Genomic DNA, 25,485 nt, shown 5'->3' with positions numbered 1-25,485 from the left:
CTACAGGGCTTCCTTCCAGGAAAAGAGAAAGGCCTTCCACATGCGGGAATAAACGTTCCCGCGCGTGATTTTTACCTTTCCTGTCCCCGGCTGTTCCTGCCGTTGGAGCAGTTCCAGCGTATCCAGCCCCAGCCATGCGGGCAGCACGGTGGAAAAACGCAGCCGCCCGTTCCGGAGGGATTCCGCATAAAACACGCCTTCCTTCAGCCAGCGTTCCGCCCGGTCCAGCCACGGCTGAACATCGGGAGTAGGCAAATAGCTTCTTCCACGGGAGAGGTCCTCCTCCCGGTCGCGCAGAATGTTCACCAATTGCAGCCCCATGCCGTAGTGCCTGCCCCAGCGTAAAAGCTGGTCCTCCGGCTGCGTGCTGAAGCCTGACCCCAGCGCCAGCAGGCCCAGCCTGGTCCAGAATTCTCCCACGCAGCCGGCCACCATGTAGGTATAATGCTCCAGTTGTTCGGGACATGAAACCGAGGAACGGGCTTCAAAATATTCCAAATCCCACGCCTGCCCCTCCACAATGGTGGACAGCACCTGCCTCACGAGCATCTGCTCACGGGGGGAAAGGGCTTCCAGCAGCGCCAGGCATTCGGGGAAACGGGCCAGCAGCTCCGCCTCCCCCCGGTGCGTCTGGACGGTGGAAAGAATGCCCAGACGGCCAAAACAGGAGGCGGCGGCCTCCCGGGAGGCGTCCCCGGCTACCGTCGCGCCCATCATCCTCAGCAGCGCCAGGCGTTCCCGGCAATCCATGTCCACGGTATCCGCCACCGTATCCGTAGCGCGCGCCAGCAGATAGCCCACGGCCACGCCGGGGCGCATCTCCCGGGGCAGGAAGCGCATGCTCAAATAAAAGGACCGGGAAACGGCGGACAGAAGCTGACGAAGGCCTTTCATGATTTTTGCAGGCCCAGCCTGTGCATTTTATAATGGAGCACCCGTGGGGAAATGCCCAGTTCCCGCGCCGCTGCGGACATGTTGCCCGGAGAGCGTTTCAGCGCGGCCACAATCAATTCCCGTTCAAAGGAATCCACCATCGTCGGCAAGTCTGCATGATCCTCTCCGTTACGGGAAGACGGAGCGTCATGGCTGGGCATTTGGAGGGAGGCGGGCAGGTTGTAACCGTAAATGCAGTCGTCCTGCGCCGTGATGACTGCACGCTCCATGCAGTTTTCCAGCTCCCGCACGTTGCCGGGCCAGTGGTAGGCCATGAGCATGTTGATGGCTGGCGTGGACAGCCGCTTGATATCTTTCCCGTATTTCAGGTTGAACTTGGAAAGAAAGTGTTCCGCCAGCAGCATGATGTCCCCCTTGCGCTTGGAGAGGTCCGGCATGACGATGGGGAAGATGTTCAGGCGGTAGTACAAATCCTCCCGGAATTTGTTTTCCGCCATCAATTCCTCCAGATTGCGGCTGGTGGCGGCAATGAAGCGCACGTCGGAATGAAGCTCCCTGTTGCTCCCCACGCGGGAAAAAGTCTTTTCCTGAAGAAAGCGCAGCAGCTTCACCTGCATCTGGAGGCTCAAATCCCCGATTTCATCCAGAAACAGGGTACCTCCGTCCGCCGCCTCCGCCCGGCCGATGCGGCGGGCGGTGGCTCCGGTGAAGGAGCCTTTTTCATGGCCGAACAACTCGCTTTCCAGCAGGTTTTCCGGCATGGCCGCACAGTTCAGCGTCACCAGCGGTTTGTCCTTCCTGCCGCTCAGGTTCACTACGGCGCGCGCTACCAGCTCCTTCCCCGTTCCGGAACTGCCCCGGATCAGCACCGTGGCGTCGCTGGGGGCCACCTGGCGTATCTGTTCATACACCTGGAGCATGGGGCGGCAGTTGCCGATCAGTTCGCCCGGATTGGTTGTTAAAAGCTGGCGCAGTTTCTCGTTCTCCGCCATCAGGGCCGCCCGTTCCTCATGCGCCTGCAGGCTGGCCGCCAGCGCGTCCCCCACGATGTTGCCCACAATCTCCAGCAGCTTCTGGTCCCGTTCCAGGTCCGTTTCCCTGTCCACGGGACGGTCAATGCTCAGGGTGCCGATCACCTGCTGCAAATGAATGATGGGCACGCAGATGAACGCCACCTTTTCCCCGCTCTTGCGGGTACGGGTACGGTTCAGGAACCTGGAATCCCGGGAAATGTCCTCAATCACATGGGGCCTCCCCGTTTCCGCCACATGGCCCGTAATGCCCTCCCCCACATGGTAATGGCCGCGCTTCATCTCCTGCTCGTCCAGGCCGTGGGACGCTTCTATCATCAGATCATTCCCGCGGCGGATGGTGAAGGTGCCGCGCAGCATCTTCATGCGGCGGTAGAGCACGTCCAGAATATGCCGGAGCAGCGCCGTGCCGTTGCGTTCATTGACAATGGCGGAGCTGATTTCCTGCAGCACGACCATTTCCAAATCCGGTGACTTGTTTATTTCATTCATGAAGTCCGGGGCTGGGCGAATATTAACCGTACGGTCCTGGCAGACCAACTACTTTTTCTTCCACCGTCATGCAGCCGGGGAAAAAGCTGCCGCGGGAAATGCAGATAACGTTCTAGTACTTAACTTTGATGTTGTTATGAACGAAGGAGAAAAGAAGTTTACAAAATTGTAATGCATGGCGCCTCTTTCCTCCCGTTTCACATGCCCACGTCTCCGCCGGACTCCCTTTTCATCATTTCCGTGATGACCTGGAACAGCGCGTTGCGGTACAGGACGCCATCCAGCCGCCCGGTATTTTTCCAGACCACGGGAAAGGCGGGCAGATGGGTCTGTTCAAACAATTTCAGGGCATCCGTCAGATGGGTGCCGGAATCCAGCACGGGGGCGCCCGCGCGGATCAGCTCCCCGGCGGTGGGAGGAGGGCTCTTCCCCTTCTCCTCCATCTGCCGGCGGACAGCCAGAAAGTCATCCGGATAAATGGCACCCTCATAAGTCCCGTCCTTTTTCACCACAAAAATCAGGTCTCCGGGATTCCGCAGCATCAGGGAGGAAACGTCGTCCAGGGAAGCGTCCGGCGCCACCTGGGGCACCACATGGCGAGCCAGGTCATGCACATGGACCTGCGCCATGGGCAGGTTGACCACGGACTCCGGACTGCCGGACAGGCTGGCGGCATACATGGACCGCGCGCGAATCAGCCGCCCCGTTCCATAAGCGCTCACCACGCCGATCAGGAGCGGGTAAATCATTTCCCCGCTCATGGAGAACTCCACCACCATCACCAGCGCGGTCAGGGGAGCCTGGGCCGCCACGGCAAAAAAGGCCGCCATCCCCACCATCGCATACGCCACCGTATGGTTGCCCTCCATGCCCAGAGACGTCAGGACCGTACTGAAAATAAACCCGACCATGCTTCCCACATACAGCGTGGGCGTCATGGCTCCGCCCACCGTACCGCAGCCGAACACGATCGCCACGGCGGACACCTTCACCAGAAGCAGGATAAACGCCTGCTGCGTGCTGTAATCTTCATCCACCAGCCCGGTAATCAGGGCCTGCCCGTTGCCCACCACCTCCGGATAAAAAACCGCCAGCACCCCCACAACCAGTCCGGCGGCCATCAGGCGCAGCGGCAGGAGGGACTGGCGGCCGTTCAAATACCTGGTAGCTACATCCAGCAGGCTGACCCATCCCCTGGCCGCCACGGCGGCCGCCACTCCCAGCGCAATGCACCACAGGGACTGGGAAAAGACGGTAAAGCTTTCAAACGGGGAACTGTACAGCGGGGCGGGATCCCCCAGCAGGTGCAGCATGGCGAACCCGGTGCAGGAGGCAATCAGCAGAGGCGCCAGAATATCCATGCTCACGGTGCCGATGATGATTTCACTCACGAACAGGCACCCGGCAAAGGGGGCATGGAACGCCGTGGTGAACCCGGCCGCCGCCCCGCAGCCGACCAGCAGCCGGAGCCGCGGAATGGATACGTGCAGCCGCTGCCCCACCGCGGACGCGATCAAGGCGGAGGACTGGATGATAGGCCCTTCCTTGCCGATGGCCGCTCCGGAAGCAATGCTCCATGCCGCGGAAAACACCTTCAGGGCGGACGCCCGGAATTTGATCAGCCCGTTTCCGATGGACATGGCCTCCATGTATTCCGTGGCCTGTCCCGGCATCCTTTTTTTCAGGAACAGCAGGATGCAGCCGGCCGCCAGGCCGCCCACCACCGGAATAAACATGCGCCACTCAGGCTCCACCTGGGAAAAGGTGCCTACGCGGGAATCCGACCAGATGCCCGTGAGCAGCCATTGAATCACTTCCACCGTCCACTCAAAAAACAGGGACATGCTGGCGCCCACCACCCCCACGATCACGGCCCACACGTAAGTGACCTGCCTTTCCCCCACCTTCCAATGATGGAACAGCCTTAAAATCCACCCGTACCAGACGGAATCCGGCGGCGGCTGGGGCTGGGGGGATGGAGAATTCATGGGCAAAGCGGCAATATTATTCCATTGTGACAAAAAAACGCCTCCGGATGTTCGATGCCGCAGAAAATACCTGCAGTGCTTCATCCGTGAAGGGCCGCAAGACGCGGAAGGCCGCTCCCTCCGGAGAAGGCGCCTGCCCGGCAAAGGTCTTGCACCGCGCCGGAAACCTGCTACACCGGAAGAACCCCAACCCCTTTTCCCATGCCTGACCGCACGCCGCAACCTCCGCCACGGCTATCCCCGCGCCTCCGGAAGCAGGCGCTTCTGCTGATTGCCTGCGCCATTTCAGGCAGCCAGCTGTACGGCCTCAAACATCCCGCCTCCGTCTGGCCCACGGAACGGGAAGTGCTTTCCGGCCATTCCATCTTCGGACAGCCGGGGGACCCGGCCTCCCTGGTCACGGTTCCGCTGCCCTATCCGCTGAGGCCGTCCTGGTCCCCGGACACGGAGCTTGCGTCCATTACCTGCCACCGTTTCATCGCCGTGCCGCTCACCAGGATTTTCCAGCGCACGCTGGAACATTACGGCATGGAGCGCATCCGCGAACTGCGGCTGGACGTTTACGGAGGCTGCTTCAACAACCGCCCCATCCGCGGAGGCTCCCGCCCGTCCCTGCACGCGTGGGGCATTGCGATAGACATGGACCCCGAACGCAATACCCTGTACATGAGCGCGCCGGAAGCCGTCTTTTCCGGACCGGAATACGATGCCTTCTGGTCCATCGTAGAAAAGGAGGGGGCCTTTTCCCTGGGACGCGAGAGGAATTACGACTGGATGCACTTCCAGTTCGCCAGGCCGTGAAAGTGCGCGGAAGCCCCCAGGCGGCACCGGAGCGGCCCGGGCGTCAGAACGTATATTTCAGGTTGATGCCGTAATAAAAATCATCCCCCAGGTCCCTCTGCTTCACCACGGTCAGCGCCTGGCTGTAGTTGGTGAACAATTCCACGGTCAGGCGCGAGGTAGCGCGGAAGGTAAAACTCAGGTTGTAATCCAGGGCGTTGGATCCGTGGTGCACCACCGGGCCCACGTACCCCCCGTTGTAGCCGTAACGCACCACGGCATCCACCCTCACGCAATCCGCGATCTCCTCGTGCAGCCCCGCAAACACGGCGTAATAGCCGCGGAACGTATGATTGTTATACTGCCAGTAGAGGTCCGTGCCGCCGAACCAGCGGTCGGAAAAATGATAGGTCGTCTTCAGGCCGGGGCGCGGGATGCCCTTGTCCCCCGGAAAAACAAAGCTGTGCTCATACCAAGGCATCACCGTCCAGTTCCCCAGCTCCTTGATGTAATCCAGCCGGTACTTTAATTCCGCATGGTTCCGGTGGTCCGTGGAAACGCCGTACCATATCTTCCCCACCCATTCCTTGTACTGTATTTCAGGAACGAACATGCACAGGGAGCCGTCCCACAGGTCAAGACCCTCGCACTCGTACTTGCTGGCCCATCCCGTCTGGAAGCGCAGATAAACCCGGTCATCCGTGGGGCCGGCCAGGGAAAGGGGATGGGGGCAGGCCGTCTTCAGGTAGTAGGACTGATCCTGGCAAACCGTCGTGGAACCCCAGGCGCCGGGGCATGACAGCACACCCGCACAGGCCGCCAGCAATAGTTGAGTCGCAGTGTTCGTTTTCATATTCATTTATGGTTGGACAGGCGTTTTCTGGGGCGGCGCATCCGGACGAGGACGGCATCCTTCCATGTTGTACTCCCGCTCCGTTTTTTACTGCAAGCCGATACTCCGCCCGCAGCCGGATAAAATGCCTTCTGAAAATGGGACACCATGGAAAAAACAATATGCAGCCTCCAGAGCCAAAAAACAAACCTCCATTGAAAGATTGTGTCAGCAGGATTTGTATCCAAGACCGTATTCATGAAGTTCCTTATTCCCGCGCTCGTTCTGTCCGCCTGCCTTCCCGCGGCATTTTCGCAAGAACAAATTATCCCGAAACCGGCAGAAATCACGGTGTTCCACGGGAAGCCTGCCCAGCTCACGCCGGCGTCCGCCATCATTACCGCGACGCAGGACAAGGCTTTCCTGAACCGCGCCAGGCAATTGCAGCAGATGCTCGGCGAAGGAACCGGACTGCCCCTCCCCCTTAAAACGCCCGGAGAAGCACCGGAGAATGCCGCCTGCATCATCATTAAAAAGGACCCGGCCCTGGCCGCGAAGGGGGAGGAAGCCTACTCCATCCAATCCTCCCCCAGGGGAATCATTCTTTCAGCCGCCCATGCCAAAGGCATTTTTTACGCCGGGCAAAGCCTGATCCAGATGATGCCCGTCATTTTCCACGACCGGAAGGCGGACAAATCCGCCGTCCAGTGGAATATTTCCGGAGCTCCGTTCAACATGGTGGACTACCCGCGGTTCTCCTGGCGTGCGCTGATGATTGATGAAGCGCGCCACTTTTTCGGTGAAAAAGCCATCAAGCAGATCATCGACCAGATGGCCCTGTTGAAAATGAACATCCTGCACTGGCACCTGACGGACGACGTCGGATGGCGCATTGAAATCAAGAAGTATCCCCGTCTGACCACCATCGGTTCCAGGCGCAGGGAATCCGAAACCGGTACGTGGAACAGCGGCAAGTCCGACGGCACGCCGCATGAAGGCTTTTATACCCAGGAGCAGATCAGGGACATCGTTCAATACGCGGCCCGGCGCAATATCACCATCGTCCCTGAAATTGAAATGCCGGGCCACGCCAGCGCGGCTGCCGCAGCGTACCCGTTCCTGAGCTTGAAATCACCCAGGGAAGTACCCACCACGTTCATCGTCAACACGGCCTTTGACCCTACCTCGGAAAAGACCTATGCCTTCCTGTCCGACGTACTGGATGAAGTCGTGGCGCTGTTTCCCAGCAGGATCATCCATATCGGCGGCGATGAAGTGCGCTATGCCCAGCAATGGAAGGACGTTCCGGAAATTGAGGCGTTCATGAAAAAGAACAACATGAAGAGTTATGCGGACGTCCAGATGTACTTCACCAACCGCATGTCCGGCATCGTCGCCAAAAAAGGGCGCCGCATGATGGGCTGGAATGAGATTTACGGCCATGACGTCAACGGGGACGGCGGAGGCAAAGCCGGAACCAAACTGGACACGAACGCCGTCATCCACTTCTGGAAAGGGAATACGGACCTGGCTAAAAACGCCATCAAGGACGGGCATGAGGTCATCAATTCCCTCCACAGCTCCACTTACCTTGATTACAGCTACGGCAGAATTTCCCTGCAAAAGGCATACGGCTTCGAGCCCATTTTCCCGGGCCTGGAGGAACAGTACCATTCCAGGGTCAAGGGGCTGGGGACGCAGGTATGGACGGAATGGATTGCCAATACGGAGCGCCTCCACCACCAGGCATTCCCCCGGGCCTGCGCCTTTGCGGAAGTGGGCTGGACACCTGCCGGGAAAAAGGATTTCCCGGATTTTAAAAAGCGCTTGAAGGAATATAGCGGGCGCATGGACCTGATGGGCATCAAGTACGCCGGGGATGTGATCAACCGGATAGACAAGTCCGACTTTTTCAACACGCCGCAGATCGGCACATGGACGCCTGACGACCTGTCCGGACAGGAGCATTCGTTCGACGTCACCAAACTGATCAAGGTTCCCGGCAAATACACCGTGACCCTGCTCTACGACAAGGGGGCACACGCCATTGAAATCGAATCCGTGGCCCTGTATGAAGGTGAGAAGGAAATTGCCCGGGACGCTCATTCGGGCAGGAGCGGTACCGATCAGAAAAATATCCAGTACATCCTGAACGTTCCGGAAGCCAGGCAAGGGGCATCCTACACGGTCAAGGCCAGATTCAAGGGGGCCGGAGGCAGCGACTCCTACGGAACGGTGTACTGTGAAGCGCCCTAAAAACTGCTGAATCAACCCGCAACAAAAACCGGAGGGGCTTCATGCCCTCCGGCTTTTGTTTCAGCAACCGGGATACTGCCGCTTGGACTATCCTTCCCAGGCATTGTTCTTTTTCAATCCCATCAGGTTTCCCAGGCACAGGGTGCCTTTCACGAACAGGAAGCCCGTACCTTCCATCAAGCAGAGCGGAATTGCTGCCGCCTTCACCCGGAGCTGCGCACCCCGGGTTCCGGTTGCATTAAAAAGGCGCCGGAGGCCCTCACTTGCAGACCTCCGGCGCCTGAATGACCGGAATCAGCGGACGATAATCTTCATCCGCGGAAACCGGGCGCAGCTCACATTTCAGCCATCATCTTTTCCACGTATTGGAAAAAGATGCTTCCGTCCTCCCCGCTGATGCCATAGTCTTTGGTATCCTCGATATTCGCATTTTTGATGCGGGTGATGATATAAACTTTGGAGAACATAATTCCCCATTGTCCATACTTGTCATTATCAAACCAAACGTGATGATTGTAGGTCGGCTCGAAGTAGATGGTCCCTCCGTCATCAGGCTCGGCGATCGGACCACAATATTTGATAATGATGTGGCTGATGCCCTTGTAGCACCACTCCTTTCCGCATTGCGGCTTCTTGGAGAGGCTGGTAGTCATCTCGATGGTGGCATTTGTAATGTTGAAGGATAATTTATCCTCATCATGGTACATGACCCCCTTTTGAGGGAGAGTCACCTCGTTCTGGATGGAGACCCCTTCATAAATGAGGCGCGCCCCTTTCCACTCCGTTTCCGGCGGAGCTATTTCCCCTTTCAGGAAGCAGGTCCCTGAGAGAGAAACCATAATTGCACAGGCAATTTTATTCATTGTTGTTTTCTGGTTTGTTGTTGTTTTAATAATTCCTTTTTGAGGAATTCCTTCATTTCCTGAACAGTTTTTTCAGGAGGATTTTTCGCATCGTCCCGGTACTGCCGCCAGTCGATGCGCAGCTTGGCCATGAGGCGCAGTTCCCTGGGGGAGAAAGGAACGGTGCCCGGAGCATTAGGCATGAAATCCCGGGACCGGTTGCCGATGTAATAAATCTGGCTCTGGTCCCATGAGCGCTTCATGGTTTCATCAAAGGAAGCCCTTACCCGGTCGTCACTGACTCTGGCTTCCCACTGGAGGCAATCCGCCAGGCAGCCGCCCTCCGCCCGGTTCTCCCGGGCCTGCCGCCACAGGGAGAGAATATACCTGTTCTGAAGGCTGCACGCCGCAGGCGTCAGGTACTTGCGCGTGTATTGCAGCTCATAGAGGGGCTTGCACACGGCCTTCTCCCTCTGCCCCAGGGTGGCTCCGTTCACTCTCTCTGGAGTGGGAACAATGCCCGCGAGCTGGCCGGCCACATAATAGGGCAGTTCCTCCGGCATGCGGATTTCCCACGGAATCTTTTCATTCACGAATACGCCGTTTAAAATGGTATTGAAGGAACCGTTGCGGCAAACACGGAACAGGTAGATTCCCCCCTTCCTGCACATGAACCTCTTATAAACCCCGGAACCCGCAAATCTGGAAACGCGCGTGCGCGCTTCCACCGGGAAGGAATACCACTGCTCCATGGCGGCGGTAAGAATTTTCCCCCATTTGTTCTGTTCCCCTATCGCGAGGTCTCCCACATTGTTGAACTGGAAGACGAGGGAGGAGGTGGAAGGATGCCTTCTGGCTTCCACCACGTAATCCCGCCTGGATTCATTGGAAAGATAACCGTTGGGATTATAGAAATACAGGGCTATTTCATGGACGCCCTCCGGCACTTCCACAACGGTCCAAATGTCGGGACCGTCCACAAAGCCCGGATACACTTCCCCGTGGTCGTCCCACTCTGCCTCCGTCCGCACGGAATCCGTGGGATCGAAAAGAATGTTGCGGTTATCATTCTCCTTGATGCTATGCACCCACCAGCGCAGGGCATCCCCCTTGTTGCGGTTGAGCCCCATCAATCCCTGGATCCAGTAAGAAGACACGGCCCCCTGGTATCCGGGATAACCCGGAACGGAGGAAAGGGTTCGGAACGACACGGTCTTGGCCTTAAACTCGGAATTGCTCATGGGGGCATTCGTGGCGCACAGCGTGGCGCGCGTCAGGCCGTACCTCCCGCACCAGTCCCCCTTCGTGGACCAGTCCTCCCCGCGGAACACAATGCTCTTCCCCGCATGCGCATCCGCTCCCAGCTTTTCCAGCCTCTTCAGGACTGCGGCAGGGTCTTCCATCCGGGCCGGGGACGGGAACGGAATCTCATCGTCCTGCTGCTTCCTGTCCAGTTGATAAGACAGGGAACCCTTTTTCAGACTGACAAGCCCTTTCCCATACGTCGCCGCCCAGACACTTCCGTCCTTCAGCGCCAGCAGGGAGGGGACATCCGTATTTTCCAGTCCCTTCCTGATTCTCCGGCGCACCGTCATCCTTTCGGCATCCAGCACGTCCACTCCCTGCGTCCGGTAGCCGATGAAAATATCCTTTCCCTGCCGGAGGATGGAAGACACGAAGTCTTCCGACAGCATTTTGGCATTTCCCTCACCCGGAACGGCCGTCTTCCGCGCAGCGGAACCATACAGATTACTATTCTTCCGGGCATAATCCCGGCCGCGCAAGAAACGCCAGGAGCTGATGCCGTTGCTGTACGCCAGGCCGGACCAGGTGCCTACCAGCACCTGGTCTTTTTCCGTACAGGCCAGAACATTGCAGATATTGGAAGGCAGCCCGTCCCCATACGGCTGGTACGGCTGCCGGGCAAACTGCTTGCTGTCCCAGTACCACGGCGCCTGCACGTTCTTCCACTGCATGTACCCCGACTTGCGCGGCGAGCAGGACACGCCGCCGCAGGCATAGGCCAGCCACAGATTCCCCCTGGCGTCAAAGCCGGCGGAAGCCGCCTGGTCTTCCACCAGTCCCGTGGACCGGTCCAGCGCCTTCCATGAATCATTCCCGGGATCATAAACGGACACGCCTCCGGACGTGGCAACGGCCACTTCCCCGGAAACGGGAGAGACGGCCAGCGCATAAACATGCTCTCCGTTCAGAGCATTGCCGCGGTCATATGTCTTCCACTCCCTCCCGTTGAAAACGGCCACGCCGCTGTCGTCCGTGCCCACCCAGATGCGGCCCTGCCTGTCCTCCGCAATGCAGGTGAAATTCTTTCCTTTGGGAAAGCCGGAATAATAATCCATGTTGAGCCACGACTTCTCGTATGCCCTGTCGCCGACTTGAAGGCGGTAAATGCTTTCCCTCTCCCCCACGGCCCATATAGCTCCATCCTGCGCCACCAGGGTACCGCGGATGAAGCGCACCGGGCATTCCGGCAGTTGTTCCGGGATCTGGACAGATTTGACTTCTCCTGCGGACCATCCCCCCAGCAGGGGGAAAACCAATGCGAGTGTTCCTATGAAATGTTTGAATTTAATTAACATAACCAATTATTTCCTGATTATTATGTGAGAATATTATCGTATTTTGCTGACGTCAACCCCATTTCCAAGTTATTCTCAATTTTATCCAATCAAAAAACCACACAATCAGTTTACAGTCAAATATATAAGTCATTCAATATATGTTAGTTATAAAAATTATTCAGGTTTAGAAAAACCCAAGACACACCGCCCTTCCTGTACCCGGACAGAAAAAATGCAGGAGACTAACTCAAAAGCGGCGACCAACCGCTTTTTCTTCTTTCAAAAATGCTCTTTCCGGACATTCATCAACATCGAATTCCGAATCCGTTGCAATGCCTTGAACACATGAATATCAAGACTGTCAGATAGTTATCATTTAATTCATTTTTTCATTAATTGCTATTTCTCCAATTTTTCCAAATCCAAATTCTTCTAACATGTTTTAAACCAAACTTTCCTGTTGACTTCGGATTCGGAATCCGATAAGAACCGGGTATCGCAGGGGTTTCTTTCTCTCCTGAATTTTGAATGGAATAATTTAAATTACTATAGTATTAATTTCATGCAACCTCATTTGCCTTATCAACTAACAGCGTGGCTTATGGCAGCCGCCTTCTTCGGAACTCTCGCCTCCCAATCCCAGGCTGCCGGAGAAAGCATCAGCATCAATTTTGGTACCAACGAACCAAACGGCACCATTTCCGATTCTTCCAGCGCCGGGCTTGAAGCCGTTCCCGGCTCCAACTGGAATCAATTCAGCGGAGCTTCCCAATCCACGGCCCAGAACCTGAAGGATAACAACGGAGACGCCACCGGAGCGACCGTCACCTGGTCCAGTAAAAATACCTGGCGCGGAGGCGACACCCCCTCCACCGGGGACGGCCAGATGCTGAAGGGCTACCTGGACGACGGCAGCGGCATCACCATCAATGTCAGCGGCGTTGATTTCCTGACCTACGGCGTCTACATTTATTGCAATACGGACACCGCCAACGGCAATTTCTCCGCCAAGACCGTCAACGGCGTTTCCTACACCTGGAACGGAACTTCCACCGTGGCAGGCTCTGCCGGGTGGGGGGCAACGGGAACCTTTGGACAGGCGGTGGAAGGGACCAATACGCTGTATGTGGAAGGCCAGACTTCACCCAACCTGAGCATCACCGCTCCGAGCAACACCAGCGGCTCAGGCACCCGCGGCTGCATTGCAGGCATCCAGATCGTCAATACCTATGAGGGCGTTAAAATTTCCGCTACGCTGGATGGCTCCTCCTCCGAGTGGACTTCCTCCCAACTGGGGGATGCCGCATGGACGGACTCCGCTGACGGAGCCGGCACCTATGCCTCCATCAACGTCACCAACGGCCCGGGAGCCCTGACTATTGCGGACGGGGAAACGCGCCATACGGACGCCATCCTACTCACCGGCGGAAACCTCACCATTTCCGGCGGCACCCTGAGCCTGTCGGGCCCCGGCATCCTCCGCGCGGCAGAAGGCACCACGCTCACCGTATCCTCCAGCCTGTCCGGAACGGCTACTCTGGACGGGGCCGGCACCGTCATCATGAACAGAACCAGCACCCTGACGGGCCTGGCCGGTTCCGGAGCCCTGACTCTGGGGGACAACGCCTCCATTTCCATCACGGGAGATACCGCCTCCCGCTATACGGGAGCCCTGACTCTGGGAGAAAACGCCTCCCTCACGGCAGCCAATCCCAACTGGACCTTCGCCGGAGCCCTGACCATAGCGGCGGCCAACTACAATGCCAACGACTCCTGGGCGCACACCGCCTCCTCCCTCACCCTGACGGGAGCCGGAGACGTGGAATACACCTTTGAAGGGGGAACGCTCATTCCCATCACCCATGCAGACAGCACCCTGACGGTCCGCAAGGTGACGGACGGCACCGGCACCATCAATGCCAACCATGCCTCCGACATCGCACACCTGATCATTGACGCCGGCACAGTCAACCTGTCCGGCAGCGACACCGCCTACACGTTTGAATCCATCACCATCGGCCAGAACTCCAAGCTGAGCCTGAATGGCGTAGGCATCGTACTGGGCGGCACGCCGGATATCCTGATGAAGTCCGGCTCCACATTTGAAATGCTCAACTGCCGCGCGTATGGCGCGGATACCCCCATCAGCGCCAACATTACCGTTGACGCCGCCGGAGCCGGCGTGACCATCTCCGGCTCCCTTTACGGAAACGCCACCAACCTTGGCGGAACGATCACCGGCGAAGGAGAACTGCTGGTCACCAACGGTTCCAGCGGAAGCAACAACTTCACCATTTCCTCCGTCATTTCCGACAAGGACGCCTCCCACCAGATGAGCGTGAAGGTGAACAAGAACAGCTCCGTAGTCGTTTTCTCCGGCAACAACACGTACACCGGCGGCACCACCATCGTGCAGGGAACGCTCCAGACCAACTCCGCAACCGCACTTGGCCAGGGTTCCGTTCTGGTGCAGGGAGGAACGCTCAACGCCAACAGCCAGGCCCTGGCCAACGCCATTACGCTCCAGACGGGCACCATCCAGAACCTCGGCAGCGCTTCCGCTCCCAAGGACCTCACCGTCAGCCTGACGGGGAACGCCGCCATCAACAACTCAACGGTAATCCTGGGCAACGCTTCCGGCGCGCCCATGATTTCCACAGGCCAGGTGCTGACGCTTTCCGGCACTACCTCAGCCACGCTGAACAACGCCACGCTGAACCTCTCCAGCTTCAACACGGCTCTGATCGACATGCAGGGAACGTCCACCCTGAACCTGACCGGCGGCCTGACGCTGAATCTGGACAGCGCCCTGGCGCTTGACCTTACCTCCCTGACGATCGACCTGATCACTGTGGGCGAAGGCACATCCCTGGCGGACAACATCGACTGGGATTCCCTGCTGACGCTTACGCAGAACGGCCAGAACCTGATCTGGGACGGCGTTACCTACAACAACGGCAGCCTGACCTTCACCGGCCTGGCCGTACCGGAACCCGGCACGGCCACCCTGAGCCTGCTGGGCCTCACGGCCCTGCTGATGCGCCGCAGAAAGAAGGCCTGAGCTTCCTGAATTAACAGAAGACTCCATTCAGGGGCTGTTCCGCCAGCAAGGTGCGGAACAGCCCCTGTTTGCTATATATCCAACTCTAAAAAACAAGGGCCGCTGCCATACGGAAACCCTTGTTTGAAGTCTTATCCCTTTCCGGATAAGGAATAAAACCTCCGCATCATACTGCCGGAATGCCGGTCATATTTTCTTAACTAAAGTAAAAGTAGGGTCTTCATCCTTTCCGCTGGTCCCGAAATCACTTTTATTCTCCATTTTAGTCACCTTGTGCAGGGCCGTGATATAGACTTGTGAATAAAGGGTTCCCGATGTTCCAAATTTATTGGGATCATAGGCGAAGGGGACATCATTCTTCGTATCGGCGAATATCAGCGCTACATATATATTTCCAGTCATGGATATCCGTACTTCATGTATTTTTTTGTACAGCCATTCCTGTTTTTCCTGAGGATTTTTATTGAGGCTTGTGATCACCGTCACTTTACCCGGCATAATATTGTAGGCATTTTTTACACCCTTTTTTGCTTCCACTCCTTTTTGGGGAAGCGCCGGCTTATTAATAATGGAAACCCCATCATAATTCAGATGAGTTCCTGACCACATGGTATGCTCCCCGGTAATCTCTCCGTTGAGCACGTTCATGCTCAACAGACTGATTCCCGCAGCCAATATCATTTTATTATTCATGTTGTCGTTTTCTTTTGGGATTCATGTTCAAGGTGTTTCTTCATCTCTTGAACTGATTTCACAGGAGGTTGTTCGGCATCATCTCGATATTGCCTCCAATCAATATCCAGCTTATCCATCAAATAAACTTCATTTACGGAAAAAGGTATCGTGCCCGGGGCATTCGGAACACATTCCCTGGATCTGAGATCCGGATAATAAATCTGACACTGGTCCCACGCAGCCGCCATGGTCTGGTCAAAAGAAGAACGTACATCGGGAGAGTAAATTCTGGCTTCCCATTGAAACCAGTCTTCCAAGCACCTGCTCTTTTTCTTTCCTTCAACCGCCTCACGGAATGAGGAAAGAATGTACCTGTTCAAGCAGGAACATCCTGCGGGCGTAACATACCGTGGCTGATACTGGAGAGTGAGCAGTTGATTGAGAAGAACCTTCTCCTCCGGCCCGGCAACAGAAGAATGAACTCTCTCGGGGGAAGGAATAATGCCTGCAAATAATCCATCAACATAATAAGGCAATTCATCAGGCGTTCTCATTTCCAGAGGAAGAAGCGCATTGATGAATACCCCATTTAAAATAGTATTGAAGGAACCGTTCCTGCAAACATGGAACAAGTATACGCCGCCTTTCCTGCACATGAAGCGCTTGTAAACTCCGGACCCCGCAAACCTGGAAACGCGCGTGCGCGCTTCCACCGGGAACGACTGCCACTGCTCCATAGAAGCGGCAAGCGTCTTCCCTTTTTTAGTGCGGTTCCCAATTTCAATATCCGCTTTGTTGTCGAACAGGCTTTGAATGGAAGAAGAAAAAGGATGCCTCCGGGCTTCTACCACATAATCCCGCCTGGATTCATGTTGAAGATATCCGTTGGGATTATAGAAATACAGGGCTATTTCATGAACCCCTTCCGGCACTTCCACAGCTACCCATATACCGGGACCGTCCACAAAGGACGGATATACTTCCCCGTGGTCGTCCCATTCCGCCTCTGTTCTTGTGGAATCACTGGGGTCAAAGAGAACATTGCGGTTTCCTGCCACATTGGCGCTTTGTACCCACCAGCGCAATCCATCTCCCTGATTGCGGTTGAGCCCCATCAGTCCCTGAATCCAATAACAGGGATACACTCGTTTCCATTTAGGGTCTTCAGCGCTCGTTTCCATGCGGACAGGTAATTGCTTGGCTTTAAACTCGGAATTGTTCATGGGGGCATTCATGGCGCACAGCGTGGCGCGCGTCAGGCCGTACCTCCCGCACCAGTCCCCCTTCGTGGACCAGTCCTCCCCGCGGAACACAATGCTCTTCCCCGCATGCGCGCCCGCACCCAGCTTTTCCAGCCTCCTCAGGACTGCGGCAGAATCCTCCATCCGGGCCGGGGACGGGAACACGATTTCATCGTCCCGCTGCTTCCTGTCCAGTTGATAAGACAGGGAACCCTTTTTCAGACTGACAAGCCCTTTCCCATACGTCGCCGCCCAGACACTTCCGTCCTTCAGCGCCAGCAGGGAGGGGACATCCGTATTTTCCAGTCCCTTCCTGATTCTCCGGCGCACCGTCATCCTTTCGGCATCCAGCACGTCCACTCCCTGCGTCCGGTAGCCGATGAAAATATCCTTTCCCTGCCGGAGGATGGAAGACACGAAGTCTTCCGACAGCATTTTGGCATTTCCCTCACCCGGAACGGCCGTCTTCCGCGCAGCGGAACCATACAGATTACTATTCTTCCGGGCATAATCCCGGCCGCGCAAGAAACGCCAGGAGCTGATGCCGTTGCTGTACGCCAGGCCGGACCAGGTGCCTACCAGCACCTGGTCTTTTTCCGTACAGGCCAGAACATTGCAGATATTGGAAGGCAGCCCGTCCCCATACGGCTGGTACGGCTGCCGGGCAAACTGCTTGCTGTCCCAGTACCACGGCGCCTGCACGTTCTTCCACTGCATGTACCCCGACTTGCGCGGCGAGCAGGACACGCCGCCGCAGGCATAGGCCAGCCACAGATTCCCCCTGGCGTCAAAGCCGGCGGAAGCCGCCTGGTCTTCCACCAGTCCCGTGGACCGGTCCAGCGCCTTCCATGAATCATTCCCGGGATCATAAACGGACACGCCTCCGGACGTGGCAACGGCCACTTCCCCGGAAACGGGAGAGACGGCCAGCGCATAAACATGCTCTCCGTTCAGAGCATTGCCGCGGTCATACGTCTTCCACTCCCTCCCGTTGAAAACGGCCACGCCGCTGTCGTCCGTGCCCACCCAGATGCGGCCCTGCCTGTCCTCCGCAATGCAGGTGAAATTCTTTCCTTTGGGAAAGCCGGAATAATAATCCATGTTGAGCCACGACTTCTCGTATGCCCTGTCGCCGACTTGAAGGCGGTAAACGCTTTCCCTCTCCCCCACGGCCCATATAGCTCCATCCTGCGCCACCAGGGTACCGCGGATGAAGCGCACCGGGCATTCCGGCAGTTGTTCCGGCACTTGGACAAAGGCAATTCCCCCCTCAGTCCACATCCCCATAACAATCAGCAGCATAGCGACAGCACTGCATAAATTTCCGAATATGACACTCATTATCCTTTTATGATATTTTCTGTATAATTGATGCATCATTCAAAGTCAACCAAATGGAAAGTTATTTTTTAATATCGGATTTCAGAAACTTACTTCATTCCTGCTTTCAGGGCCAATCTGCTACCTTGAAAAGGTCAGCGGACGCTCCGGCAATGAGACCAATAAGACTTCAAAGAATAAAAAAAGGGCCTCCGCATCCGCGGAGGCCCCCAGCTTACCCAAACAACAGAAAACTGCTGCATGCTTCTTTCAGGAATGCATGGCCAGGGCATGCCGGTATTCCACCGGGAAGACCTTGATGAATTTGCCGCGTTCCTCCGGCCAGTTGTTTAACAGGTCGCAGGCCCGGCGGCTTTTCGTAGCCATGTAGTGCTCGTAAATGAGCTGGAGCAGTTCCGCCTCGTCGGCGGAGTGCGGCATGACCGTTTCCAGGTCCACGCTGCCCAGGTTGCATTTCTGATCGAAGTCGTTGTCCGCATCGTACACGTAGGCCAGTCCGCCGGTCATTCCCGCGGCGAAGTTGACGCCCACCTTGCCGAGCACCGCCACACGGCCCCCGGTCATGTATTCGCAGCCGTGGTCGCCTATGCCTTCCACCACCATCTTGGCTCCGCTGTTGCGGATGGCGAAACGCTCCCCGGCCTGCCCGTGCAGGAAGATGCTGCCGGACGTGGCCCCGTAGCCGATGACGTTGCCGGCAATGACGTTGTCCGACGGAGCGTAGGAGATGTTTTCCGGAGGCCTCACGATGATTTTGCCCCCGGAAAGCCCCTTCCCTACGAAGTCGTTCGCCTCCCCGGCGAGTTCAAAGGTGATGCCCGGCGCCAGAAAGGCCCCGAAGCTCTGCCCCGCGCATCCGGTGAAGTGCACCGTGAGCGTATCCTCCGCCAGGCCGCGCGGTCCGAATTTCATCACCAGCTCTCCGGATAGCTCCGTGCCCACCGTCCGGTCCACATTGCGGACGTCGCGGAAGAGTTCGGTCTTTTCCCCTTTTTCCAGCAGGCCCTTCAAGTCCGGGAGCAGGCGGCGCCGGTCGTAGTTGTCCAGAGGTTCCTTTTCAAAGGAGGGGTCAAACCTGCATCCGTCCCCCTCCGCCGCATGCAGGATGGAGGAGAAGTCCAGATGCTGAGCCTTGTAGAAGTCAATGGCGCGGTTCACGGAGAGCAGGTCCGCCCTGCCGACGGCTTCGTCCAGGGAGCGGAGGCCCAAGGAAGCCAGGATTTCCCGCGTTTCCTGCGCCACGAAGCGAAGGTAGTTGATGACGTATTCCGGCTTGCCGCTGAACTTGGCTCTCAGGGCCGGGTCCTGCGTGGCAACGCCCACCGGGCACGTGTTTTCATGGCACCTGCGGAGCATGGCGCAGCCGATGGCGACCAGAACGGCAGTGCCGAAGCCGAATTCCTCCGCTCCCAGCAGGGCCGCCATGACGACGTCCCTCCCGGTGCGCAGCTGGCCGTCCACCTGGAGCCGGACGCGGGAGCGGAGCTTGTTGAGCACAAGCGTCTGCTGCGTTTCCGCCAGACCCAGTTCCCACGGCAGTCCGGCGTGCTTGACGCTGGTGAGCGGGGAGGCGCCCGTACCGCCGTCGTGGCCGCTGACCACAACCACGTCCGCGTGGGCCTTCACCACTCCGGCGGCCACCGCGCCGATGCCCACCTCGGAGACGAGCTTGACGGAGACGCGTGCGGCCGGGTTGGAGTTCCGCAGGTCGTAGATCAATTGGGCCAGGTCTTCAATGGAGTAGATGTCATGGTGCGGCGGGGGAGAGATGAGGCTGACGTTCGGCATGGAATGGCGCAGCCGGGCGATGTACGGGTCCACCTTGTGCGCCGGGAGCTGGCCGCCCTCTCCGGGCTTGGCGCCCTGGGCCATCTTGATCTGGAGCTCGGAGGCGTGGCGCAGATAGTTGATGGTCACGCCGAAGCGTCCGCTCGCCACCTGCTTGATCGCGCTGTAGCGCACCTCGCCCCTGGCGTTGGGTTCGTAGCGGGCTTCATCCTCGCCCCCTTCACCGGAGTTGCTTTTGGCTCCTATTTTATTCATCGCGATGGCGATGGTTTCATGGGCCTCCGGGCTGAGGGAACCCAGGGACATGGCCCCGGAGACGAAGCGGCGCAGGATGGAATCCGCGCTTTCCACTTCCTCCAGCGGGACGGTGTCCGCGGGAGCGAATTCAAACAGGCCGCGCAGGGTGCAGAGGTGCTGCGCCTGGTGGTTGCTGTAGTCCGCAAATTCCCGGTATTTCCGTTCGTCATTGTCGCGAACGGCGGCGCGGAAGGCCTGGAGCGTCTGCGGGTTCCAGAGGTGGTTTTCTCCGCCCTTCCTGTACTTGTACTGGCCGCCCGCATCCAGCCCGCCTTCCTTCCCGGCGTTTTGCGCGGCGCGCTGGTTGCATTCCGCAGCTATTTCCTCCAGCCCGATGCCGCCCACGCGGCTGACGGTGCCGGGGAAGAATTCGTCAATCAGTTCCCGGTTCAGCCCCACGGCCTCGAACAATTGGGAGGAGCGGTAGCTGCGCAGGGTGGAAATGCCCATCTTGGACATGATTTTAAGCAGCCCCTTGTCAATGGCGTTGATATAGTTGCCGGAGGCCTTCACCACGTCCAGCGGGCAGTCCTGCGGCGCGGCCAGGGAGGTGACCGTCGCCAGAGCCAGGTACGGATTGACCGCCGTGGCCCCGAAACCCAGCAACAGGGCGAAGTGCATCGTTTCCCGCGCCTCCCCCGTTTCCAGGATCAGGCCCACGTCGGAACGCAGTCCGGCGGCCGCCAGGGCGCGGTGCACCACGGAGCAGGCCAGCAGGCTGGGAACGGGAAGGTAGCCGCGGCCTATGTTGCGGTCCGTCAGCACCAGGATGCGCACGCCGGACCTGACCAGCCCCACGGCGGATTCCGCCAGGCTGTCCAGCGTCTCCCGCAGAGCCTTTCCGTCCCCGCCTTCCGGGAACTGGAGGGAGAGCCTGGCGGAGGGGAAGCCGGCTTCCCGGATGTTGCAGAGGCGGTTGAGCTCCTCGTCCGTAATGACGGGGCGCGCCATCTTGATGAGCCGGGCGTGCTCCGGCGTTTCCTCCAGAATGTTGGGATGGTTGCCTATGTACGTGGTCAGGCTCATGACGAGTTCCTCCCGGATGGGGTCGATGGGCGGGTTGGTCACCTGCGCGAACAATTGCTTGAAGTAGTTGAACAGGAGCGGCGCCTTTCCGGAGAGAACGGCCAGCGGCGCGTCGTTCCCCATGGAGCCGAGGGGTTCCGCGCCCTTCATCATCATCGGGCGGAGGATGAGTTCCACATCCTCCTGCGTGAAGCCGAACTGGCGCTGATGAACCGCCAGGTCCGGCATTTCCGCGGAGGCGGAGACAGAGTCGAACAGGGAGCGGACGGAAATCTTGTTTTGTTCCACCCAGCGGCGGTAGGGCATGCGCCGGGCCATTTCATTCTTGGTTTCCGCATCGGACACCAGACGGTGGTTCACCAGGTCGCAGTAGATCATCTCTCCGGGGCGCAGGCGGCCCTTGCGGGCCACTTTTTCCGCGGGAATGTCCGCTACGCCCGTTTCCGAGGCCAGGATGAAAATATCGTCCGTGGTCAGCGTGTAGCGGGCGGGGCGCAGGCCGTTGCGGTCCAGCATGGCGCCCGCGTTGACGCCGTCGGAGAAGACGACGGCGGTCGGGCCGTCCCACGGCTCCATCAGGGCGGAATGGTATTCAAAGAAGCCGCGCACGTCCGGCCCCAGATGGTAGTTGACGCCCCAGGCCTGCGGCATGAGCATGAGCATGGCGTGGCGCAGGTCGCGCCCGGCGGCGGCGAGCAGTTCCACCATGTTGTCCAGGCAGGCGGAATCGCTCTGTCCGGGAGGAATGAGGGGCAGGAGCTTCTGCAAGTCATCCCCCAGCAGGGCGGAGGACAGGTGCGGCTCCCGCACGCTCAGATGGTTCAGGTTTCCGCGCAGGGTGTTGATTTCCCCGTTGTGGGCCAGGTAGCGGAAGGGATGGGCCAGGCTCCACGTGGGGAAGGTGTTCGTGCTGTAGCGCTGGTGGACGAGGGCCAGCGGAGATTTGAAACGCTCATGGCGCAGGTCTTCGTAAAATCCGTCAATTTGCGTGCCGAGGAACAATCCCTTATACACGATGCTGCGGCTGGAACAACTGCACACGTAGCATCCTTCCACGCGCCGCTCCATTTCCCGGCGCATTACGAAGAGCTTGCGTTCCAGTGCCGCCTGGTCCGCAAAGCCGCTGCCGTCGATGAAGAGCTGGCGAATCAGGGGGCAGGTGCGCCGGGCGTTCTCGCCGATGCTGTCGCGGTCCACGGGAACCTCTCTCCAGGCAATCACCCTGCCGCCGTTTTCCGTGACGGCGGCCTCCAGTTCCTCTTCATGGCCGCAGCCGCCGAACATCATGGCGACTCCGTATTTGCCCCTGGCGGGAAGTTTGTTGGGAAGGAGCAGGCGGAAGAATTCATCCGGCAGGGCCAGCAGGATGCCCGCTCCGTCCCCGGTATCGGGATCGCTTCCCACGGCGCCGCGGTGCATCAGCCTCTTGAGAACGGTGACACCCATTTCAATGATTTTGTGGCTCGGTTCATTCTTCAGATCCGCCACCAGCCCCACGCCGCAGGCGTCCCTCTCCTGTTCAAAGTCATACAATCCCTGCGGCGCAGGAATGCCTGTCTCGAATTGATCACTATTCATCAGTTTGCTGTTTTATTTGAGTTAAGCTGATTTTCTTATAGCAAAAACCGTGCCAACATTATGCACTCCTTCCACTCTCCCCGTTTTCCGAACGCCGCCGCCCCGGTTTTACATGATTTGACAGGCCTTCCGGCATGACAGAGGACCCACGGCGGCAAAGGACAATTCCCTCTCCCAAGCAGATATTTTTACATTTTCGTAATTACCCTTTTACCGTGATTTTACATTTTTGTAATTAATGCTTTCACCTTTTTCATCCCTCTTCTTTCCACGGCTTCCTTTTACAATTTCTGCAATATATTTATAGGCAACTTCTTAAAACACCATACCCACTCCGGCACAAGTTGATTCAAAAAGCTGGCACGGTTCTTGCTAAGAAAAAGACACAACAGTTAACCATGATGAGTGACTCGACAAGAACACAAGCCATCAGCGCCATCGCCTCCCTTCCCGTGAGCGGGGTGAGCGAGAGCGCTCCTGTCCGCATTGATTATTACGGCGCCGACGTTTTCAGTACGGAGGTGATGAAGAAGTACCTGCCCAAGGACACGGCGAAAACCCTCCTGTCCACCATCCAGGACGGCCTGCCGCTGAACGCGGACATTGCCGCGGACGTAGCCCACGCCATGAAGCAGTGGGCTCTGGAACGGGGAGCCACTCACTACACGCACTGGTTCCAGCCCATGACGGGTTCCACGGCGGAGAAGCATGATTCCTTCCTGGACCCCAAGGGCATGGAGCCGATCATGAGCTTTTCCGGCAAGAACCTGATCGTGAGCGAGCCGGACGCTTCCAGCTTCCCCTCCGGCGGCCTGCGCTGCACGTTTGAGGCCCGCGGCTACACCGCGTGGGACCCCACCAGCCCCGCCTTCATCAAGAGGCACGGGAACGGAGCCACCCTCTGCATTCCCACCGCCTATTGTTCCTATACGGGAGACGCGCTGGACAAGAAAACCCCTCTGCTCCGCTCCCGGCAGGCATTGGGCAACGCCGTCAAGAGGCTGATGAAGTGCTTCGGGCTGCCGGATGAACGCGTGACCATCACGCTGGGGCCGGAACAGGAGTATTTCCTGATTGACAAGAATTTCTATCTGAACCGCCCGGACCTGGTCCAGACGGGCCGAACCCTTTTCGGCGCGCCGCCCGCCAAGCACCAGCAGCTGGAAGACCATTATTTCGGCTCCATCAAGCCGCGCATCCTCAATTTCATGAATGATGTGGAAAAGGAACTCTGGCGGCTGGGCATTCCGGCCAAGACGCGCCACAATGAAGTGGCCCCGGCCCAGTTTGAACTGGCCCCCTTGTTTGAGGACGTGAACCTGGCGATCGACCACAATATGCTGGTGATGGAAATCCTGCGCCAGCAGGCCAGCAGGCACGGGCTGGTGTGCCTGCTCCACGAGAAGCCCTTCGTGGGCGTCAACGGCTCCGGCAAGCACAACAACTGGTCCATTTCCTACGGGGACAAGAATCTGCTGGATCCCGGCACGGACCCGCAGCAGAACGCCATTTTCCTGACCGTGCTGGCCGCCATCATCGAGGCTGTGGACAAGCACAGCGACCTGCTGCGCAATTCCGTAGCCAGCGCCGGGAACGACCACCGCCTGGGCGCGAACGAGGCCCCTCCCGCCATTATCTCCATTTTCCTGGGCGACCAGCTCAATGAAGTGATCGAGAATATCATCAACGGGGAATCCGGCCGCGGCAGGCGCAACGACACGCTCCAGATCGGCGTGGATACGCTGCCCGTCCTTCCCCGGGACGCGACGGACCGCAACCGCACCAGCCCGTTCGCCTTCACCGGCAACAAGTTCGAGTTCCGCGCCCCCGGCTCCGCCCAGTCCTGCGCGGGCCCCATGATGACCCTGAACACCATTGTGGCGGAGGCCTTCGATTCCCTGGCGGAGGAGCTTTCCTCCTTCGCTCCGGAGACCTTCCTGGCCCAGCTCCAGGAGACGCTCAAGCGCAGGATTTCCGAACACAAGAGAATCATCTTCAACGGAGACAATTATTCGGAGGAATGGGTGAAGGAAGCGGAACGCCGCGGCCTTCCCAACCTGAAAAACACGATGACCGCCCTCCACACCCTGGTGAATGAGAAGAATGTGGCCCTGTTCGAGAAGTACGGGGTGTTCTCCCGCAGGGAACTGGAATCCCGGTTTGAGATTTTCCTGGAGGAATACCACAGGCGCATCCGCATTGAAGGGCGCCTGTCCTGGGAAATGGCGGCCACCATCATCCTCCCTGCCCTGCGCAACGAATACAAGCAAACCGTTTCCGCGCTCTCCAGGGCGCTGGACGCCAAGCGGACCAACGGGACCGCCGCCCTGCAAAAGCTGGCGGACAAGCTGGGCGGCGCCCTGGATTCCGTCGTGTCCGACCTGGATACCCTGGAAACCGCGCTCACGAGCTGCCATGAGGACATCCTTGCCGCGATGTCCCGATTGAGAACCAGCGTCGATGCCGCAGAAACCCTGGTGAACGACCGGTCCTGGCCTCTCCCCAAGTACCGGGAAATGCTGTTCATCTATTAGGGTGCACCGACGAGCTCCGGAGCTTTGCCGGCCCCCTTGCGGGGCAAGCCTCTGCCCGCAGAGGGAAAGGCACGGCTCCGGGGCCTTGGCGCGCCCTGTCCCGGCCGCCCTTTTTCCCACTGTTTTCCACCGACCACCAACCCCTGAAAAATCCGCGTCATTGGCCGTAAAAAAACTTTCCTCCGGAGCCCTGCGGGCACTTAATTCCCCCGGCGGAAATCCACGGTCCAGAACCACAGGATTCTTC

Annotated in this window: 13 protein-coding genes; 4 read left to right on the top strand and 9 right to left on the bottom strand. The window is 58.2% G+C overall.

Annotated elements, in window-relative coordinates; translation table 11 throughout:
• The 3 genes from P8A25_RS02915 to P8A25_RS02905 all read right to left on the bottom strand — a co-directional run bounded on the left by P8A25_RS02915 (window position 1) and on the right by P8A25_RS02905 (window position 4,405).
• Complete coding sequence (locus P8A25_RS02915) at window positions 1–894, bottom strand: squalene/phytoene synthase family protein (RefSeq protein ID WP_022397733.1); 894 nt, start codon at window positions 892–894, stop codon at window positions 1–3.
• Window positions 891–2,417: a sigma 54-interacting transcriptional regulator gene (locus P8A25_RS02910; protein WP_215442470.1), complete on the bottom strand. Its 1,527-nt coding sequence runs from the start codon at window positions 2,415–2,417 to the stop codon at window positions 891–893. Before P8A25_RS02910 ends, P8A25_RS02915 begins: the two co-directional genes overlap by 4 nt.
• Before the next feature lie 197 nt (window positions 2,418–2,614).
• Window positions 2,615–4,405 (bottom strand): chloride channel protein, encoded by a 1,791-nt coding sequence (locus tag P8A25_RS02905; protein WP_215442469.1) that lies wholly within the window; start codon window positions 4,403–4,405, stop codon window positions 2,615–2,617.
• Between the two features lie 201 nt (window positions 4,406–4,606).
• Between P8A25_RS02905 and P8A25_RS02900 the strand changes: the two genes are divergently transcribed.
• The gene (locus P8A25_RS02900) at window positions 4,607–5,206 is read left to right on the top strand and encodes a M15 family metallopeptidase (protein ID WP_102726589.1); all 600 of its coding nucleotides are present in this window, start codon (window positions 4,607–4,609) and stop codon (window positions 5,204–5,206) included.
• Window positions 5,207–5,249: 43 nt separating this feature from the next.
• On the opposite strand, the gene P8A25_RS02895 is transcribed toward P8A25_RS02900, so the two are convergent.
• On the bottom strand, window positions 5,250–6,038 hold the full coding sequence (locus P8A25_RS02895) for a hypothetical protein (protein WP_146018241.1): 789 nt from the start codon (window positions 6,036–6,038) through the stop codon (window positions 5,250–5,252).
• A 237-nt stretch (window positions 6,039–6,275) separates the two neighbouring features.
• Between P8A25_RS02895 and P8A25_RS02890 the strand changes: the two genes are divergently transcribed.
• Window positions 6,276–8,273: a beta-N-acetylhexosaminidase gene (locus tag P8A25_RS02890; RefSeq protein WP_215442468.1), complete on the top strand. Its 1,998-nt coding sequence runs from the start codon at window positions 6,276–6,278 to the stop codon at window positions 8,271–8,273.
• Window positions 8,274–8,608: 335 nt separating this feature from the next.
• Here the strand turns inward: P8A25_RS02890 and P8A25_RS02885 are convergent, their stop codons facing one another.
• Both P8A25_RS02885 and P8A25_RS02880 read right to left on the bottom strand, forming a co-directional pair.
• On the bottom strand, window positions 8,609–9,136 hold the full coding sequence (locus P8A25_RS02885) for a hypothetical protein (RefSeq protein ID WP_102726592.1): 528 nt from the start codon (window positions 9,134–9,136) through the stop codon (window positions 8,609–8,611).
• Window positions 9,133–11,676, bottom strand: coding sequence for a two-component regulator propeller domain-containing protein (locus P8A25_RS02880; protein ID WP_215442467.1), 2,544 nt, complete (start codon window positions 11,674–11,676; stop codon window positions 9,133–9,135). Before P8A25_RS02880 ends, P8A25_RS02885 begins: the two co-directional genes overlap by 4 nt.
• Before the next feature lie 622 nt (window positions 11,677–12,298).
• Here P8A25_RS02880 and P8A25_RS02875 point away from each other — a divergent pair.
• A complete protein-coding gene (locus tag P8A25_RS02875; protein ID WP_215442466.1) occupies window positions 12,299–14,758 on the top strand; it encodes an autotransporter-associated beta strand repeat-containing protein in 2,460 nt (819 codons plus the stop codon).
• Window positions 14,759–14,944: 186 nt separating this feature from the next.
• Here the strand turns inward: P8A25_RS02875 and P8A25_RS02870 are convergent, their stop codons facing one another.
• The 3 genes from P8A25_RS02870 to gltB all read right to left on the bottom strand — a co-directional run bounded on the left by P8A25_RS02870 (window position 14,945) and on the right by gltB (window position 22,704).
• Window positions 14,945–15,451: a hypothetical protein gene (locus P8A25_RS02870; RefSeq protein WP_022397198.1), complete on the bottom strand. Its 507-nt coding sequence runs from the start codon at window positions 15,449–15,451 to the stop codon at window positions 14,945–14,947.
• Entirely contained in the window at window positions 15,448–17,976 is a 2,529-nt protein-coding gene (locus tag P8A25_RS02865) for a two-component regulator propeller domain-containing protein (protein ID WP_215442465.1), read from the bottom strand. Before P8A25_RS02865 ends, P8A25_RS02870 begins: the two co-directional genes overlap by 4 nt.
• A gap of 288 nt (window positions 17,977–18,264) precedes the next feature.
• Window positions 18,265–22,704: a glutamate synthase large subunit gene (gene gltB / locus P8A25_RS02860; protein ID WP_215442464.1), complete on the bottom strand. Its 4,440-nt coding sequence runs from the start codon at window positions 22,702–22,704 to the stop codon at window positions 18,265–18,267.
• Window positions 22,705–23,102: 398 nt separating this feature from the next.
• Between gltB and P8A25_RS02855 the strand changes: the two genes are divergently transcribed.
• The gene (locus P8A25_RS02855; RefSeq protein WP_022396589.1) at window positions 23,103–25,238 is read left to right on the top strand and encodes a glutamine synthetase III; all 2,136 of its coding nucleotides are present in this window, start codon (window positions 23,103–23,105) and stop codon (window positions 25,236–25,238) included.
• Window positions 25,239–25,485 lie beyond the last annotated feature (247 nt).

Origin of the sequence: Akkermansia sp. BCRC 18949 (genome assembly GCF_045011645.1) — a bacterium.
Lineage (GTDB): Bacteria > Verrucomicrobiota > Verrucomicrobiia > Verrucomicrobiales > Akkermansiaceae > Akkermansia > Akkermansia massiliensis.
The sequence above is the reverse complement of the archived record's forward strand: the minus strand, read 5'-3'. Positions and strand labels throughout refer to the sequence as shown.

Coding starts and splice junctions, on each gene's coding strand:
- P8A25_RS02915 (WP_022397733.1), bottom strand. CDS start 894: ATGAAAGGCCTTCGTCAGCTTCTGTCCGCCGTTTCCCGGTCCTTTTAT.
- P8A25_RS02910 (WP_215442470.1), bottom strand. CDS start 2,417: ATGAATGAAATAAACAAGTCACCGGATTTGGAAATGGTCGTGCTGCAG.
- P8A25_RS02905 (WP_215442469.1), bottom strand. CDS start 4,405: ATGAATTCTCCATCCCCCCAGCCCCAGCCGCCGCCGGATTCCGTCTGG.
- P8A25_RS02900 (WP_102726589.1), top strand. CDS start 4,607: ATGCCTGACCGCACGCCGCAACCTCCGCCACGGCTATCCCCGCGCCTC.
- P8A25_RS02895 (WP_146018241.1), bottom strand. CDS start 6,038: ATGAAAACGAACACTGCGACTCAACTATTGCTGGCGGCCTGTGCGGGT.
- P8A25_RS02890 (WP_215442468.1), top strand. CDS start 6,276: ATGAAGTTCCTTATTCCCGCGCTCGTTCTGTCCGCCTGCCTTCCCGCG.
- P8A25_RS02885 (WP_102726592.1), bottom strand. CDS start 9,136: ATGAATAAAATTGCCTGTGCAATTATGGTTTCTCTCTCAGGGACCTGC.
- P8A25_RS02875 (WP_215442466.1), top strand. CDS start 12,299: ATGGCAGCCGCCTTCTTCGGAACTCTCGCCTCCCAATCCCAGGCTGCC.
- P8A25_RS02870 (WP_022397198.1), bottom strand. CDS start 15,451: ATGAATAATAAAATGATATTGGCTGCGGGAATCAGTCTGTTGAGCATG.
- P8A25_RS02865 (WP_215442465.1), bottom strand. CDS start 17,976: ATGCTGCTGATTGTTATGGGGATGTGGACTGAGGGGGGAATTGCCTTT.
- gltB (WP_215442464.1), bottom strand. CDS start 22,704: ATGAATAGTGATCAATTCGAGACAGGCATTCCTGCGCCGCAGGGATTG.
- P8A25_RS02855 (WP_022396589.1), top strand. CDS start 23,103: ATGATGAGTGACTCGACAAGAACACAAGCCATCAGCGCCATCGCCTCC.